Origin of the sequence: Neobacillus niacini (genome assembly GCF_048572935.1) — a bacterium.
Taxonomy (GTDB): Bacteria; Bacillota; Bacilli; order Bacillales; family Cytobacillaceae; genus Neobacillus; species Neobacillus niacini.
In genome coordinates this window covers 5,620,754-5,636,068 of sequence record NZ_CP183883.1, presented here as the reverse complement: position 1 = coordinate 5,636,068, position 15,315 = coordinate 5,620,754, and the positions used below count along the sequence as shown (strand labels likewise).

General features: G+C 40.4%; 11 protein-coding genes and 1 riboswitch. Of the genes, 7 read left to right on the top strand and 4 right to left on the bottom strand.

Annotation, left to right across the window (positions count from 1 at the left end; all coding sequences use genetic code 11):
* Positions 1-131: 131 nt before the first annotated feature.
* Complete coding sequence (locus tag ACN6MT_RS27605) at positions 132-815, bottom strand: TetR family transcriptional regulator (RefSeq protein ID WP_419954042.1); 684 nt, start codon at positions 813-815, stop codon at positions 132-134.
* A gap of 184 nt (positions 816-999) precedes the next feature.
* Between ACN6MT_RS27605 and ACN6MT_RS27600 the strand changes: the two genes are divergently transcribed.
* The 4 genes from ACN6MT_RS27600 (at position 1,000) to ACN6MT_RS27585 (ending at position 6,434) form a co-directional block, all read left to right on the top strand.
* Complete coding sequence (locus ACN6MT_RS27600; protein WP_419954041.1) at positions 1,000-2,538, top strand: BCCT family transporter; 1,539 nt, start codon at positions 1,000-1,002, stop codon at positions 2,536-2,538.
* Between the two features lie 45 nt (positions 2,539-2,583).
* Positions 2,584-4,632 (top strand): CocE/NonD family hydrolase, encoded by a 2,049-nt coding sequence (locus ACN6MT_RS27595; RefSeq protein ID WP_419954040.1) that lies wholly within the window; start codon positions 2,584-2,586, stop codon positions 4,630-4,632.
* Positions 4,633-4,734: 102 nt separating this feature from the next.
* Complete coding sequence (locus tag ACN6MT_RS27590) at positions 4,735-5,868, top strand: M24 family metallopeptidase (RefSeq protein ID WP_419954039.1); 1,134 nt, start codon at positions 4,735-4,737, stop codon at positions 5,866-5,868.
* Between the two features lie 29 nt (positions 5,869-5,897).
* Complete coding sequence (locus tag ACN6MT_RS27585; RefSeq protein WP_419954038.1) at positions 5,898-6,434, top strand: DUF2179 domain-containing protein; 537 nt, start codon at positions 5,898-5,900, stop codon at positions 6,432-6,434.
* A 53-nt stretch (positions 6,435-6,487) separates the two neighbouring features.
* On the opposite strand, the gene ACN6MT_RS27580 is transcribed toward ACN6MT_RS27585, so the two are convergent.
* The gene (locus ACN6MT_RS27580; RefSeq protein WP_419954037.1) at positions 6,488-8,047 is read right to left on the bottom strand and encodes a sigma-54 interaction domain-containing protein; all 1,560 of its coding nucleotides are present in this window, start codon (positions 8,045-8,047) and stop codon (positions 6,488-6,490) included.
* Positions 8,048-8,223: 176 nt separating this feature from the next.
* Between ACN6MT_RS27580 and pruA the strand changes: the two genes are divergently transcribed.
* Positions 8,224-9,771, top strand: a complete 1,548-nt coding sequence (gene pruA / locus ACN6MT_RS27575; protein ID WP_419954036.1) for an L-glutamate gamma-semialdehyde dehydrogenase — start codon at positions 8,224-8,226, stop codon at positions 9,769-9,771.
* A gap of 83 nt (positions 9,772-9,854) precedes the next feature.
* Positions 9,855-10,769: a proline dehydrogenase family protein gene (locus tag ACN6MT_RS27570; protein ID WP_419954035.1), complete on the top strand. Its 915-nt coding sequence runs from the start codon at positions 9,855-9,857 to the stop codon at positions 10,767-10,769.
* A gap of 133 nt (positions 10,770-10,902) precedes the next feature.
* On the opposite strand, the gene ACN6MT_RS27565 is transcribed toward ACN6MT_RS27570, so the two are convergent.
* A complete protein-coding gene (locus tag ACN6MT_RS27565; protein ID WP_419954034.1) occupies positions 10,903-11,805 on the bottom strand; it encodes an EamA family transporter in 903 nt (300 codons plus the stop codon).
* 237 nt (positions 11,806-12,042) lie between these two features.
* Positions 12,043-12,124: riboswitch (glycine riboswitch) on the top strand.
* Positions 12,125-12,280: 156 nt separating this feature from the next.
* Here ACN6MT_RS27565 and ACN6MT_RS27560 point away from each other — a divergent pair.
* On the top strand, positions 12,281-13,645 hold the full coding sequence (locus ACN6MT_RS27560; protein WP_419954033.1) for an amino acid permease: 1,365 nt from the start codon (positions 12,281-12,283) through the stop codon (positions 13,643-13,645).
* Positions 13,646-13,743: 98 nt separating this feature from the next.
* Here ACN6MT_RS27560 and ACN6MT_RS27555 read toward each other — a convergent pair whose 3' ends face one another.
* Positions 13,744-15,117: a sigma-54 interaction domain-containing protein gene (locus ACN6MT_RS27555; RefSeq protein ID WP_419954032.1), complete on the bottom strand. Its 1,374-nt coding sequence runs from the start codon at positions 15,115-15,117 to the stop codon at positions 13,744-13,746.
* Positions 15,118-15,315 lie beyond the last annotated feature (198 nt).

Below are 15,315 nucleotides of genomic sequence, written 5' to 3'. Positions count from 1 at the left end.
ACATATATACATAATTATCCTGCTTTATTACCAAAAGCACTTTTAATTATTTATCTCTCAGCGAGGAACTGGCTCCCAACTTGGAGGCCATTTTTCTTATGAGCCATAAAAAAGGCTGTGTACAAGAAAAATTACATTTTTAAATTGGATTTTTGAAAGTGAAATAGTTGATGATTTCGAACAACTTCATTTATATAATTCATGGTTATTTTTTCTGCTTCTTCGAGGTTGTAGTGCGTCCGGTTATTTAAGATATTTGATAACATTCCTTGCCAAATTAGGTTGGTCAGTTCATTGATTCCATCGATATTTTCTATTTTTATCTGGCCTTCGCTTGCAGCTGCCTGTAATAGGCTCAAACCCCTTTTGTCCATATTTCGTTCAAAGAGAATGGGTTTTAATTCGTCCGGGATGTTTATTAAATCATTTGGATAAAGTTTATAGTATTCTTCTAATAGAGCTTCTGGATGTTCACCCAAATCCATAATAAAAATAGCATGAAAAATTTGCGGGGATTTGAATGAATGCTTACAAAAACATTCCCAGGCCAATAGGTATTTTTCTAATGGAGTTTTCCCTTTCTCCATATAGATAGCAACATCTTCCGTATAGGTTTTCAAAAACTTCATTGAGGCAAAAAAGACTAGATGGGAAAGTTCAGTAAAATAGTTATAAATCGTGGCGCTATTATAGCCCGCACGATCCGCTACCTTCCTGATGGTGATTTTATCCATTCCCTCTTCCTCGATAATTTCAGCGGTTGCATCAACAAAATAAGTCCACATCCGGCTCATTTGAATTTCCTTTTTTTTCATAGTAATCCCCTCTCCCAAAAAAGTCTTTTAGTATATAGCGAATGTTTAGAAAATTTATATTGTCAGAAAATAATCACTATGATAATATAACCATAGTTAATAAATAATCATGATTAGTAAAATAATCATACCACGAAAAGGGGAAAGTTGAAAAATATTTTCTATTAAAAAGGGGTTGAGGTAAATGAATAAGGTAAAAATTGATCCTGTCGTCTTTTGGTCATCATTGATTGTAATTGTTGCAGCCACATTGTTGTTGGTCGTGAACCGAGAAACCGCAGAACCGGTGTTAAGCAGCTTGATGTCAGACATCACCTTTAAATTGGATTGGGCTTTTCAATTATTAACGGTAGGTTTATTTATTGTCCTAGTTTGGCTGATATTTGGCCGTTATGGAAAAATTAAATTGGGTGAGGGGAAACCTGAATTTTCTTCCTTTAGTTGGGGAGCAATGCTGTTTTGTGCCGGGATGGGAACCAGTATCATGTTCTGGTCGATTATGGAACCAATCTACTATTATATTGGACCGCCATTTGGTATCGAAGCGAATAGCAATGAAGCGGCAGAATGGGCTGTTACATATGGGTTATTCCATTGGGGCATATCGGCATGGTCGCTTTACGCCTTACCAACGGTTACAATTGCCTATTCCTTTTTTGTAAAAAAACAATCCTCGTTAAAAATCAGTACTGCTTGCCGCGGGGCACTTGGTAAATATGCAGATGGCTGGGTTGGAAAGATCATTGATATCCTCGTGATCTGGAGCCTAGTTGGCGGACTTGGTACTTCTTTAGGATTAGGTGTTCCGATGATTTCTGCCGTTATTGGTGAAATTTTAGGGATGGAGCAATCTCTTGGTTTAAGTATCATCATCATTTTAATCTGGACTGTGATTTACTGTTCAAGTGCCTATATGGGACTTTACAAAGGCATTCGTAAGTTAAGCGACATTAACGTTTACCTTGCATTGGCCCTTGCAATATTTGTTCTACTTGCTGGTCCAACGCTATTCATTTTATCTTATTTTACAAACAGTTTAGGCCTTATGCTTCAGAATATTGTCCAAATGAGCTTCTATACGGATCCAATCAATAAAGGCGGCTTCCCGCAAGCTTGGACTGTGTTCTACTGGGCTTGGTTCGCAGCAACAGCACCATTTATGGGTTTATTCGTTGCCCGTATTTCAAAAGGCAGGACGATTCGAGAATTAATCAGTTCCGTTCTCTTATGGGGTTCATTAGGAAGCTGGCTCTATTTTGCTGTCTTTGGTGGCTATTCTATGCACCTGCAATTAAATGATATTCTGCCAATTACACAAATACTAGATTCTCAGGGTGGTCCAGCTGTTGTGGTTGAAGTTTTGAAAACGCTTCCTCTCAGCACGGTCGTATTAATATTCTTTGTCATTTTAGGATTTATCTTCCTGGCAACATCCTTGGATTCTGCAACTTATATTCTATCTGCGATTGCAACTAAGGAACTAAAAGATGGGCAAGAACCTGCCCGCTGGCACAGGCTGTTATGGGGTGGAATTTTAGCTGTAATGGCAATAGCGCTACTCATGATTGGCGGATTAAATGTCATTCAAACCTCATCGGTGATCGTGTCAGTACCAGTTATTATCATCTATATCTTATTAACAGTGTCATTATTGAGATGGTTGAAGCAAGATCACAAGAAGGTCTCATCGACGGAAAAGGACTTGGAAGAAAAGGCTGGGTGATACTGGCTAAATTAGAAGGTGTGACAAAAGTTTGGAGGTTAACCAATGGTTTTTAATGTACGTGATTCATTCCTGAAGATTAAGACTGAGTTTCCACGTAAAGTTCGTGAAATCGAGCATGTTTGGATTCCGATGTCAGATGGGACTAGGCTTGCAGCACGAATTTGGCTTCCAGAGGATGCGGAGCAGAATCCAGTCCCTGCCATTCTGGAATATCTTCCTTACCGTAAAAATGATTTTACAGCCTTAAGGGATTCGATCCGTCATCCGTATTTTGCAGGTCATGGATATGCCAGTATCCGTGTGGATATGCGTGGTTGTGGTGATTCGGATGGTATTTTGTACGATGAATATTTGCCACAGGAGCAAGATGATGCTTTGGACGTGTTGAATTGGATTGAGTCGCAGCCTTGGTCCACTGGTTCTGTTGGAATGATTGGGAAGTCTTGGGGGGGCTTTAATGGACTGCAGGTGGCGGCACGCCGTCACCCTGCCTTAAAGGCCATCATAACCCTTTGTTCCACAGATGACCGCTATGCGGATGATGTCCATTACATGGGCGGCTGTCTGCTTGCCTCGGATATGCAGTGGTGGGCGTCGACTATGCTGGTCTACAATGGCCGGCCGGCTGACCCTAATGTTGTCGGTGAAGAGTGGCGCACCACATGGATGGAACGACTTGAGAAAACACCGCCATTTGTTGAAGAATGGGTGAAGCACCAGCGTCGCGACGATTACTGGAAACACGGTTCAGTATGTGAAAACTATTCCGATATTAATATTCCTGTTTTTGCCGTCGGCGGCTGGGCAGATGGCTATACGAATGCAATCCTCAGGCTGCTTGGCGGGCTGACGGGTCCCCGCAAAGGATTAATTGGACCATGGGCACATGAGTATCCGGAGGTCGCGGTGCCAGGTCCGGCAATCGGCTTCCTTCAGGAATGCTTACGCTGGTGGGATCAGTGGCTAAAAGGCATAGATACCGGGATTATGGAGGAACCGATGCTCCGAGCGTGGATGCAGGATAGTGTCCCGCCACAGGTCGATTATCCAGATCGCCCAGGGCGCTGGGTGGCAGAAAAAGAATGGCCGTCACCGAATATTGTTCCGGCAGAATTCTGGTTAAACGGTCAGCAGTTAATAGAAAAACCAACTAAAGAGCAGGAGATTACCGTACCAAGTGTACAAACTCATGGACTTTATGCGGGCGTTTGGTGTCCTTTTGGGCAACCGGGTGATTTAGCGTCCGACCAGCGCCTTGAAAATGGGCAGTCTGTCTGCTTTACATCGGAGCAACTAGAATCACCAATGGAGATTCTCGGGTTTCCAGAGATTACGGTTGAGCTAGAGTCCGACAAGCAAAATGCACTACTTGCAGTACGCCTATGTGATGTTGCTCCTGACGGGGCAGCAACATTGGTCAGTTGGGGTATGCTGAATCTCACCCATCGTGAGAGCCATGAGCATCCAACTCCTTTAGTACCTGGGGAACGCTACACAGTGAATGTTCGCCTCAATGCAATCGGGCATGTACTTCCAGCAGGGCACCGCTGGCAGGTAGCGCTGTCGCCAAACTACTGGCCGCATGCGTGGCCATCACCTGAACCTGTCACATTAAAGGTATTCAGCAGTGAGAAAACTCGTCTTACATTGCCAGTTCGTCCGCCGCAAGAAAGGGACCAAGAACTTCCAGTTTTCGGTGCACCAGAGACAGCAAGGGTTGCAGAACGGGAGATTTTACGGAAAGAAAGCCGTACCCGTAAGGTTCACCACGATCTTATTAAAGGTGAATGGGTGCTTGAGGACTTTTCTGATGAAGGTGCACGTCGTCTCTTGGGCAATGGGGTCGAGTATGGAAGCACCAACCGCAATATTTATACAATTGCTGAGGGTGATCCGTTATCAGCAGAGGTGTGTTGTGAATGGACGTTAGATGTAGGACGCGGCAAGTGGCAGACCCGGCTGGAAAGTGTCAGTACGATGAAAGCAGATGCGGAACGATTTTTTATAACAAATGAACTTACAGCGTTTGAGGGTGAGAAACAGGTTTTTACGAAAAAGTGGAATACTGAGATCCCCCGAGACTTTGTTTAATAGTTTGAATGAATAATAGGTTTTGATATGTCCTCTGTAAAACTTTAGTGTTTTTTCAGGGGGCTTTTCTCTGCTTGAAAAAAGAAAAGGGAGGTTTTTTCGATGAACATTAAAAAACGACTTGAGACATTTCGAGGCTTTATGTCTGAAAAACAAATTGAGTTAAGCGTGATTTGGGAGCCGGACAATCAATATTATCTAAGTGGTTTTCGGGCGATTACTTACTCTCGCCCCATTGTCACACTCATTAGTCATGAGGGAACAGAGCTCATTGTTCCCGGACTAGAAGAGGTTCATGCTGCTGAGAAAGCTAGAGTTGATAAACTCTATGTCTATTATGAACAAATAGATATGAGACATCGAGAGGTTTCATATCTTGACCATTTATCAAGATTGTTAAAGAAATACCCTTCTGGAACGAAGCTTGGGGTTGAAATGGAAATCCTGCCTTCAAGCGTATCTTTGTACCTGGAGCAATTTGGATTCAGGTTAGTGGATATCGGTCAAAAGGTTGTGAATATGCGGGCGATTAAAGATGAGGATGAAATTGAAAGGCTCAAAGTTGCCGGTAAGTTATCCGATTATGCAATCGAAGAATCGCTAAAACACGTGCGGGCTGGAATTAGCGAGTTAGAATTTGACTCTTATGGTGATCGATTACTGCTGGAGATTGCCTCAGCGAAATATCCAGAGGAGATTATTGGCTACGAAAACTGGACGTGTTCAGGAATAAAGCGGAGTGAAATGCCGCATCTGTATTCAAGTACTAGAAAATTTCAAGAGGGTGATGTGGTCATTCATAGCCGTCAGGTATGGTTCAATGGCTATAGGGCTGAAAATGAACGGACATTTTTTGTAGGCCAGCCTTCTGAAAAACAAAAAGATCTATTAAAGTTAGCAATTGAAGCACAGAGGGTTGCAATGGAATTAATTCGGCCAGGAATCACGGCAAGGGAAGTGGATTTAGCTTCTTATGAAGTTTTTAAAAAGGCTGGTTATGGTGAGTATGTAAACCATCGGGTCGGCCATGGTTTGGGATTGTCCGAGCACGAAGAACCTTACCTGCGTTTTGATAATGAGTTGATTTTACAAAAAGGGATGGTCTATACCATAGAACCTGGGGTATATGTCCCAGGACTAGGGGGATACCGGCATTCTGATACGGTCATTTTAACGAAAGATGGCAGCTATTCTATTACCCAGTATCCAAGAGAAATTGACTCTCTCACGTTTTAAAGAAGTTTGCCATTTATGGAGGCGGAGAAATGCCATCGATCATCCTCGTTATTATTGGGATCAATATTGTCTATGTTTCATTATTTACATTACGTGTCATTCTTGTCATTAAAGGATTCAAGGTGCTAGCCTCTATCCTTTCTATGGGGGAAGTATTTGTTTATCTGATGGGGTTGACCATTGTTCTCGATAATCTAGATAAACCTCTAAATATCGCAGCCTACTGTTTTGGCTGGGGGCTTGGCGTGTATATTGGCAGTAAAATTGAATCTTATCTAGCACTTGGTTACACGGTTTTGGAGGTTATCGTTGATTCGGTGGACTTTAATCTGCCTGATAAAATCAGGGAGCAAGGGTATGGGGTAACCTCGTGGCTGGCTGATGGAAAAGATGGGAAACGCTTAGCCATGAAAGTTTTAACGAAGAGAAACAATGAGCAAAAGCTAAGAAAGCAGGTCTTAACGTTTGCCCCTAAGGCTTTTATGATATCCTACGAACCAACGCATTTTGATGGCGGTTTTTTACTAAAAAGAATAAATCCCAATCATATAAAAAAAGTCATTTAATGCTGTATAATGTTGAAGGAGGGACCGCAGGATTAAACCCAGCGATCCCTTTTTTATAATCGGTATTTCTTCATTTTGCTATAGAGTGTTACACGGGACATTCCAAGCATTTTTGCAGCTGCTGATTTGTTTCCGTATGTTTTTGTTAGTGCATGAATGATTTTTGATGGCTCATCCTCGACAAGTTCCTCCCTAAGGATATTTACTTGTGGCTGCTGCGTGCTTTTAAACAGTTCTTTCGGCAATTGAAAAGTGGTTATTTTATTATCATCATCTGATAAAATCATCATCCGTTCCATGGTGTTTTTCAACTGGCGAATGTTGCCGTTCCAAGGGGAATGCATAAGGGTTACCATTACTTCAGGGGCAATCTCAGGAACAGGCTTTTGATATTTAATAGAGTATTCTTTTAAAAACATTTGGACAAGCTCCGGTAAATCTTCTATTCTATCACGAAGCGGCGGAATCGATATCGAGACAACATTTAAGCGGTAGTACAAGTCCTCGCGAAACCCTCCGTTTTCCACCATTTCCTCCAAATCCTGGTTTGTGGCAGAAATAATGCGTACATCCACTGGAATCGGCTTGTTTCCGCCAACCCGGTAATATTGTTTTTCTTGTAAGACACGGAGCAGTTTTACCTGGAGCTCAAGTGGGAGCTCACCGATTTCATCTAAAAATAATGTTCCGCCTTCAGCAGTTGCAATCTTTCCAAGTTTCCCTTCTTTGATGGCACCAGTAAAGGCACCTTTTTCATAGCCAAATAATTCACTTTCGAATAGGGCAGATGGGATAGCCCCGCAGTTAAGGTCGAAGAACGGTCCGGCTGACCGGGCACTCGCATTATGAATTGCCTGAGCAAATAATTCCTTCCCCACCCCGCTTTCACCCGTAATCAGGACGGGAGCATCTGTTTTAGCCACTTTTTTAGCCAAAGTAATGACCGAATTTAATGCTTGACTGCGGCCCTTAATTTTATGAAACGGGTCTTCCTCATGCCTGATTTTTATTTTACTTTCAAGGTCTTGAATATAGGCGGTGGTGGTTGTTAATTCATTGTTGAGTTTAACGATATTGGTAATCTCTCGTTCAACAGAAATTCCGCCGATGACACTGCCCCGAGCAACAACCGGCAGGGTGTTAATCAATACGTGAACATCCTCTTTTGGCTGGTTATATTGACGGAGGACCTCCTTGCCCTCCTGTAACGTCGCCATTAATACCACAGATTCCTCTTTAAAAAAGTCTGTAATTTGTGAGCCAATAATTTTTTCTGCGGAAGTTTCGTAGAGTTCTTCCGCCTTTGGATTCCACGCCACTACTTTTCCATTATTATCCACAATGGTAATCGCATCATCAACGGCTCTGAGCAAGGTTTGATAGACATTTTCAAGGCTTTTCCACTCTTGAAAGATAACTTCTATTAAATTAGTAAAAGGAACGAATCGTGAAGGTGCACCATTTTCATCGACTAAAAGAAGGTCTTGTTGCGGGACAAGTTCCTCTAAATCAGAAAGCATACTGTTAAGAGAGTAAGCTTTCATCCTTTCGATCGATCCACCTTCATATATAGGTTTTGATAGTGAGTAAAGAGACCGTTTCTCCTTTAACATTGAATTCACCTTTTTTACAGTTTAATGGTTTACAACTATGTTTACCCTTTACACTAAGTTTACACTTTTGTTAAGGAAAAGTGTACATAATCTTCTGAAAAAGTCGTTAATAATGGATGTTTCCATTTGGCACGATAATTGCAAGTTTAATGGTATAAACATTATTGAGGGGGATTATGATGTTACCTTATAAACATGAGCCATTTACTGATTTTTCAAAGGAAGAGAATTACCGTGCTCTAAGAAGTGCATTAGAACTTGTAAATTCACAGCTTGGAAAGGAATATCCGCTAATAATTGGCGGAGAAAGGGTTATGACCGAGCAAAAAATCACTTCTTATAATCCAGCAAACAAAGAAGAAGTCGTTGGAGTGGTTTCAAAGGCAAGCCAGGAACTGGCTGAAACAGCTATGCAGGAAGCCTTGAAAGCATTTCAGTCTTGGAAGGAAGTTAGTCCGGCTATCCGTGCGAATGTGTTGTTTCGCGCTGCTGCAATTATGCGCAGACGAAAGCATGAATTTTCTGCTTATCTTATAAAAGAGGCAGGAAAGCCTTGGAAAGAAGCCGATGCCGATACAGCTGAAGCGATTGATTTTATCGAATATTATGCCCGGCAAATGGTGAAGCTCCAAACTGGCGTACCTGTTCAAAGCCGTGAAGGGGAATTTAATCAATTCCATTACATTCCGCTAGGAGTAGGTGTTATTATTTCTCCATTCAATTTCCCGTTGGCGATTATGGCAGGGACTGCTGTAGCAGCAATTGTTTCTGGAAATCCGATTCTATTAAAGCCTGCAAATAACACACCAGTAGTTGCCGCTAAGTTTGTGGAATTAATGGAGGAAGCAGGTCTTCCAGAAGGTGTGCTCAATTTCATTCCAGGTAGTGGTTCAGAAATTGGGGATTACCTAATCGACCATCCAAAAACTCGTTTCGTTTCATTTACAGGATCACGTGAAGTCGGCTGCAGGATTTATGAGCGTGCTGCTAAGGTTCATCCTGGACAAATTTGGTTAAAACGTGTGATTGCAGAAATGGGCGGAAAAGACACGGTCGTCGTAGATTCCGATGCGGATTTAGATCTTGCTGCTGCCTCCATCGTGTATTCTGCGTTCGGATTCTCAGGTCAGAAGTGCTCGGCGGGATCCCGGGCTGTTGTTCATCAGGATGTTTATGAAGAAGTGCTTACAAAAGCAGTTGCGTTAACCGAAACCTTAACAGTTGGAAATCCGGAAGAGGCCTCCACCTATATGGGGCCAGTTATCGACAAGGCTGCTTTTGACAAAATTATGAGTTATATCGCGGTCGGGAAAGAAGAGGGACGGTTAGCGGCCGGCGGTAATGGGGATGACTCAAAGGGGTACTTTATTGAACCTACGATTATTGCGGATGTAGCGGAGAATGCCCGCCTTATGCAGGAAGAGATTTTTGGACCAGTTGTTGCTTTCTGTAAGGCACGTGACTTTGATCATATGATGGAAATCGCAAACAATACCGATTATGGATTAACAGGAGCCTTACTCTCTAACAATCGCAGCCATATTGAAAGAGCTAGAAAAGAATTTCATGTAGGAAACTTATATTTTAATCGAGGATGTACAGGAGCAATCGTTGGTTACCAGCCATTTGGGGGATTCAATATGTCCGGTACTGATTCAAAAGCAGGTGGACCAGATTACCTTTTACTTCATATGCAGGCAAAAACTACTTCTGAAATGTTCTAAATTAGATTTACGCAGGCGCGATTGAGGGGTTGCCTCCCCAGCCAAATTTTTGTTGGCGATTAATGATAATTGGAGGAGTCATAATGATTGAAGCTGTTTCTAAGAACTTTTTCCTTCGGGTTTCACAAAGTAAACAATTGAATAAAGCAGCTCAAAAATGGGGCTTGCGGTTCGGTGCCAGCCAAGTGGTTGCTGGTGATGATTTGGAAACTGCAATTGTAAAAGTTAATGAATTAAATAGAAAAGGCCTAAAATGTACGTTAGATCATTTAGGTGAATTTGTTTCGAGCAAGGAAGAAGCAAGTGCGGCAGCAGATTACTGCCTCAGGACTCTTGATGCAATGGAAAAGTCAAAGGTTGATAGTAATCTTTCCGTAAAAATGACCCAGCTAGGACTAGATATCGATTATCAATTTTGCTTAGAGAATATGAAAAGAATTGTTTCAAGGGCAAAAAAATATGGCAATTTTGTACGAATCGATATGGAAGATTCTTCACGCACTCAGATTACTCTTGATATTTTAAAGGAATTGCGAAAAGAATATGATAATGTAGGCACCGTTATCCAGGCTTATCTTTACCGCTCTGAAAAGGATATAAAGGACTTAGCGGGAGTCCCGCTTCGACTTGTAAAAGGAGCATATAAGGAGCCTTCCGATGTTGCATTTCAAGAGAAACAGCAAGTAAATGATAACTATTTGAAGATAATCAAAGAACATTTGTTAAGCGGGAGTTATACAGCAATTGCCAGTCATGACCATACAATCATTGAAAATGTGAAGCAGTTTGTAAAGCAGGAAAACATACCAAACAGTCAATTTGAATTTCAATTTCTATATGGATTCCGTAACGAACTCCAGTTAAGCCTTGTAAAAGAGGGATACACCGTTCGTGTATACGTACCATTTGGTAATGACTGGTTCGGATATTTTATGCGACGCTTGGCTGAAAGACCGCAAAATATAGGATTTGCACTTAGAGGATTTTTCAATAAATAAATAAATAAATAAATAAATAAATAAATGGAAAAGCTTATGCATGCTGATGATTAGAACAAAGAAAGTGCCTGGAACCATCCATAAAAATTGGAAGGTGCCAGGCACTTTTTAATATAGAGTTGATTTTGAAACTCTACCCATTAATTTGTTTCCTAACTCTAAATAGACTACTGCCAAGTTCATTTAACGCAATGGCTGCTAGAATAATAGTAATACCTAACCACTGAAGCGGCGTTATCTCCTCTGACAAAATAAGACTGGCTGATAGAATAGCGACTGGTAATTCAATCGATGTTAGTATATTGGCGATTCCACCTGAAACTAATGGTGCGCCAACAGCGAAAAATAAAGGGGGAAGGACTGCTCCAAAAAGCGAAACACCAAGTGCAGTAGTTAGTAAATTTGCCTCCAATGGCAGTATGGATGGAATATCACGCATAAATAGGGCAAGTACTAAGATAGTTGACCCTATTGCCATTAAAGAAGTCCTAGTCAATGGATCTACATTTACAGCAACCTTTCCGCTTAAAAAAATAAAACCTGCATAAGTGAATGCGGATAAAATTCCAAAAAGGAAGCCTTTCAAAGGTAGTCCCTGTATGTCGCCATTTAATAAATTGGAAGCAAAAAAGACCCCGACCAAAATTAAAATAATGGACAATATGGTGATAGGTGCAGGTTTTATTTTGCTAAATATCCATTCTAAAATAATTCCTATCCAAACGAATTGAAACATTAAAATGATGGCCAATGAAGCCGGAAGATATTGCATCGCACCATAATAAAAAATACTGGTTAAGCCGATAAAACAACCGGTTACCATAATTTGAGGAACATTCTTCCTGTTAATCCCCTTAAAGCTGCTGCGTTTAAGTAGAGTCAAAGACCACAGTAAAAACGAGGAAATGATCATTTGAACGATATTAATTTGGCCAAGTGAGTAGCCGAAGCTAAATCCCAATTTAGCAAATATCGGTGTAAAACCAAAACATCCAGCACCTAATAAGACAAATATAATCCCTTTATTCCCTTTCATGATAATACCTCCTTGAAGCCCAAAAACTATCAAACTATTATATCATAAATAGAAAAAGGGTGTTCCTTGTAACTCTTTTAAGAAAGAGGTTTAGATGAACTTTATCAGAAGTACAATAATAAAATTTGTTGACAAAATATTTAACTGCTATTACTATTAAAAAATATTCAGAAATAACTTTCACTAATAAAATTTAATAATTTAGCAGCTATGAATGCTATGGATCACACTATAGCAGGAGCAGCTTCTGGAGAGACCGCTGGATTTTCCACGGCGCCGAAGGGTTCACTATCTCAGGCAAAAGGACAGAAGAGTACTAAATATTTAGTTGAGATGCTGATTTCCGTTAGCATCACAACTATTATTTGCTATTCTTATGACCTAAGAGATTGGAAAACTTCCAATCTCTTTTTTTAATGGGTAAATTTATTGCTTATCGTTTCACATTAAAGATTGGTTATAGGAGGAATTTGGTATGGCACAGCAAGAATTAAAACGGGATTTAAAAAATCGGCATGTTCAACTCATCGCTATTGGCGGCACCATTGGTACCGGATTATTCTTAGGTTCCGGTAAAGCGATACAATTGGCAGGACCATCCATCATTTTTGCCTATTTACTAGTAGGTATCGCTATTTTTTTCGTAATGCGGGCGCTGGGGGAACTATTGTTGTCTAAAGCAGGGTATCAATCGTTCACTGACATTGCTGAAGATTATCTTGGACTTCGGGCAGCATTTGTAACCGGATGGACCTATTGGTTTTGCTGGATAATGGTGGCGATGGCAGATGTGATTGCGGTTGGTGTCTATGTCCAATATTGGTTTGATATCCCGCAATGGATACCAGCCATCATCTGCTTAATCATTTTATTAGGATTCAATCTACTAACGGTAAAGCTTTTCGGAGAATTAGAGTTTTGGTTTGCATTAATAAAAGTGATCACGATTGTCGTATTAATTGCCATCGGGGTTATTATGCTGGTGATGGGTTTCAAAACCGATGCAGGAAGTGTTACGGTTCAAAATCTTTGGGAACATGGAGGACTCTTTCCAAACGGCGTTACAGGTTTCTTACTTTCCTTCCAAATGGTCATATTCGCCTATGTGGGTGTGGAATTAGTGGGGGTGTCGGCAGCGGAAACATCCAATCCTAAAAAAAATATCCCATCAGCGATTAATAAAATTCCTTTAAGAATTCTATTTTTCTACGTTGGTGCACTGATTGTTCTATTATGTGTGAACCCATGGACGCAGCTAAATGCAGGAGAAAGCCCGTTTGTTAAAACGTTCAGTTTAGTCGGGATTCCAATTGCTGCAGGCATTATTAATTTTGTAGTATTAACATCAGCGGCTTCTGCTTGTAACAGCGGGATGTTCTCAACAAGCCGCATCCTTTTTAATTTAAGCAAAAATCACCAGGCACCATCCAATCTGGCAAAACTGAATAAAAATCATGTGCCAAGTAACGCACTATTTACTTCCACACTAGTCGTATCAGCGGGTGCACTTTTAAGCAAACTCATTCCAGAACAAGCTTTTGGAATCGTAACAACCATTAGTGCCATTTGTTTTATTTGGGTTTGGGGTGTCATTCTCGTTTGCCATATAAGATACAAGAAAACTCAGCCGCAATTACATGCAAAATCAATATTTAAAGCACCATTCACACCATTTATAAATTATGCTGTCTTAACGTTGTTCGCTATGGTTCTCATCATAATGCTGGTCGCGGAAGAAACACGTCCTGCTTTATTACTGACACCACTATGGTTTATTCTATTGTTTATGCTGTATCCAAATAAAAAAAAGAAGGATAAAAATATCAGAATATCAGCATAAGGAACAGTAAAAAGGCGATTTCTCATAATATTCTAGAGATCGCCTTTTCTACACTTAAGTACCCTAACAACATCACATTTAGAGCAGTGACTTTCTTTTTAGCCGTTAATCAAATCCGAGCAATATTTTCTAATCAGGCTTGATGCTTTCGTTTGGCTGATGCCGAGGTCGTTTGCGACCTTTCTAGAAGACCTGTAAGTTTGATAAGATCTTCTAACAAAGGTTTTTTTCGTTTCATCAAGTGCTTTATCTAATGAAGTGGGAAGAGCAAGTTGTGTAACCTGTCCGACATTTTCATTGATAATCTCCGGTATATCGGATACTTGAATAATTGAATTGCTCACAATCACTAATCGTTCAATTAAATTTTCTAGCTGACGGATATTGCCCGGCCAAGAATAGTGGACAAGAATGTTCAGACATTCCTCAGATATAACCTTATTTTCATTATATTTTTGATTAAATTTATTTAAAAAATTGTAGATGAGGGGAATGATATCTTCCTTTCTTTCAGAAAGTGGTGGTAAATGAATATCAATCACATTTAAACGGTAAAATAAATCCTCACGAAATGCTTTGTCTTTCACCATATCTCCTAAGTTTTTATTGGTTGCAGCCATTATCCGAATGTCAACTTTTTTAATTTTGTTGCTTCCGACCGGGATAAACTGTTTTTCCTGAATGACCTGTAGAAGTTTTGCCTGCACAGATAAAGGCATTTCCCCAATCTCATCTAAAAATATCGTACCGCCGTTTGCAGCTTCGATTAGTCCTTGTTTCCCTAAACTACTTGCACCGGTAAACGCCCCTTTTGAATAGCCAAATAGCTCTGACTCTAATAGTTCTTCGGGAATGGCCGCACAGTTAATGGCTAAAAAGGGCCCATTTTTCCGCTTACTTATTTTATGAATATATTGGGCTAGGACGCTTTTTCCTGTTCCAGACTCCCCAAGAATAAGAATGTTTGAATCTGTCGGAGCGACCTTTTTACAAAATTCTAAAATGCCCTTGACCTTGCTGCTATTTGTCACGATATGAGATTCATCATGAAACTCGTGAGTGGATTTTGACTCAGCTTCCTCTTCCTTCACCCTCATCATTTTAATGGTTTGTACCTGCGTCGAAGTAATAACGACTAAATCAATTTCCCCTTGTTCATTTAATATAGGGACAGCCGAGGTCATTAACTCAGCCCCAATATTTGTTACCTGCCTCATATAGCACGGTACTTTTCTCTTATACACCTCCGGTACAATCGAAGGCTTCCAATAACCTTTTTCAAACAGTTCGACATTAAATTTTCCGATGACTTCGGTTGGTTTAAGCCCATAGTGCTTCTCACAAACCTGGTTGACATAAAGAATTCTCTTTTCGCCATCAAGGACGAAGATTTCGTCAGAGGAATGATCTAGGATTTTTAATAGTGTCTGCAGTGTCATTTCTACATTGCCCGTATGACTAGATAATTTCATTGAAAACGCCCCTCTATTAGAAAGTGAGTTATTTTACACTCAAAGTAGATAATTCTGAGTTAATAGTAACTCATTATTTCGTAATATTCAGCATATTTTTATTATTTTTACTTAATTTTCTTAGGTTAACAACATTGGCATAGTACTTGCATTAGAAAAGGTATGAGTCATTTATTATTTTGTTTAATTGGTAACCTT

What these genes read in the sequence shown, in the direction of transcription:
- ACN6MT_RS27605 (WP_419954042.1), bottom strand. Translation starts at nt 815, where the DNA reads ATGAAAAAAAAGGAAATTCAAATGAGCCGGATGTGGACTTATTTTGTT.
- ACN6MT_RS27600 (WP_419954041.1), top strand. Translation starts at nt 1,000, where the DNA reads ATGAATAAGGTAAAAATTGATCCTGTCGTCTTTTGGTCATCATTGATT.
- ACN6MT_RS27595 (WP_419954040.1), top strand. Translation starts at nt 2,584, where the DNA reads ATGGTTTTTAATGTACGTGATTCATTCCTGAAGATTAAGACTGAGTTT.
- ACN6MT_RS27590 (WP_419954039.1), top strand. Translation starts at nt 4,735, where the DNA reads ATGAACATTAAAAAACGACTTGAGACATTTCGAGGCTTTATGTCTGAA.
- ACN6MT_RS27585 (WP_419954038.1), top strand. Translation starts at nt 5,898, where the DNA reads ATGCCATCGATCATCCTCGTTATTATTGGGATCAATATTGTCTATGTT.
- ACN6MT_RS27580 (WP_419954037.1), bottom strand. Translation starts at nt 8,047, where the DNA reads ATGTTAAAGGAGAAACGGTCTCTTTACTCACTATCAAAACCTATATAT.
- pruA (WP_419954036.1), top strand. Translation starts at nt 8,224, where the DNA reads ATGATGTTACCTTATAAACATGAGCCATTTACTGATTTTTCAAAGGAA.
- ACN6MT_RS27570 (WP_419954035.1), top strand. Translation starts at nt 9,855, where the DNA reads ATGATTGAAGCTGTTTCTAAGAACTTTTTCCTTCGGGTTTCACAAAGT.
- ACN6MT_RS27565 (WP_419954034.1), bottom strand. Translation starts at nt 11,805, where the DNA reads ATGAAAGGGAATAAAGGGATTATATTTGTCTTATTAGGTGCTGGATGT.
- ACN6MT_RS27560 (WP_419954033.1), top strand. Translation starts at nt 12,281, where the DNA reads ATGGCACAGCAAGAATTAAAACGGGATTTAAAAAATCGGCATGTTCAA.
- ACN6MT_RS27555 (WP_419954032.1), bottom strand. Translation starts at nt 15,117, where the DNA reads ATGAAATTATCTAGTCATACGGGCAATGTAGAAATGACACTGCAGACA.